This is a genomic window from Parvibaculum sp. (genome assembly GCF_030694575.1).
Lineage (GTDB): Bacteria > Pseudomonadota > Alphaproteobacteria > Parvibaculales > Parvibaculaceae > Parvibaculum.
Window position 1 is genome coordinate 1 of the sequence record NZ_JAUYUS010000053.1, and the last position, 1,142, is coordinate 1,142.

Annotated in this window: 1 protein-coding gene; it reads right to left on the bottom strand. The window is 63.7% G+C overall.

Annotated features, from left to right (window positions below; genetic code table 11):
- The coding region (gene tuf / locus Q8S60_RS08260; protein WP_305668471.1) for an elongation factor Tu at positions 1–1,142 on the bottom strand (1,142 nt) is incomplete at its 3' end.

Sequence of the window (1,142 nt, forward strand, 5' to 3'; positions counted from 1 at the left end):
TCACGGATGGCGAAGCGGAGCTTCTCTTCCATCGCGATGGGGGCGATCAGCGTCACGTTCATCTTCACGTTGTCGCCGGGCATCACCATCTCGGTCCCTTCCGGCAGCGTCACCACGCCCGTCACGTCCGTCGTGCGGAAGTAGAACTGCGGACGGTAGTTCGTGAAGAACGGCGTATGACGCCCGCCTTCTTCCTTCGTCAGGATGTAGGCTTCCGCCTCGAACTCCGTGTGCGGCGTGATCGAGCCGGGCGCGCACAGCACCTGGCCGCGTTCCACGTCCTCGCGCTTCGTACCGCGCAGCAGCACGCCCACATTGTCGCCCGCCTCGCCCTGGTCGAGCAGCTTGCGGAACATTTCCACGCCCGTGCAGGTCGTCTTGACCGTCGGCTTGATGCCCACGATCTCGATTTCCTCGCCAACCTTCACGACGCCGCGCTCGATGCGGCCCGTCACCACCGTGCCGCGGCCCGAGATCGAGAACACGTCTTCGATCGGCATCAGGAACGGCAGGTTCTTCGGACGCTCCGGCTGCGGGATATAGGCGTCGACAGCCTTCATCAGCTCGAGGATCGCGTCATGGCCGATCTCCGGCGTCTTGTCTTCCAGCGCCGCAAGCGCCGAGCCCTTCACGATCGGGATATCGTCGCCCGGGAAGTCGTAAGACGACAGAAGCTCGCGGATTTCCATCTCGACAAGCTCGAGCAGCTCCGGATCGTCGACCTGGTCGACCTTGTTCATGAACACCACAAGCGCCGGCACGCCGACCTGGCGGGCCAGGAGAATGTGCTCGCGCGTCTGCGGCATCGGGCCGTCCGCCGCCGAAACCACCAGGATCGCGCCGTCCATCTGCGCCGCACCCGTGATCATGTTCTTCACATAGTCCGCATGGCCGGGGCAGTCGACATGCGCGTAGTGCCGCGCTTCCGTCTGATACTCGACGTGAGCCGTCGAGATCGTGATCCCGCGCGCCTTCTCTTCAGGCGCCTTGTCGATCTGGTCATAGGCCGAATACGTCGCCCCGCCCGTCTCCGCAAGCACCTTCGTGATCGCCGCCGTCAGCGACGTCTTGCCATGGTCTACGTGACCAATCGTCCCGATGTTGCAGTGCGGCTTGTTCCGCTCAAACTTCTCTTTGGCCAT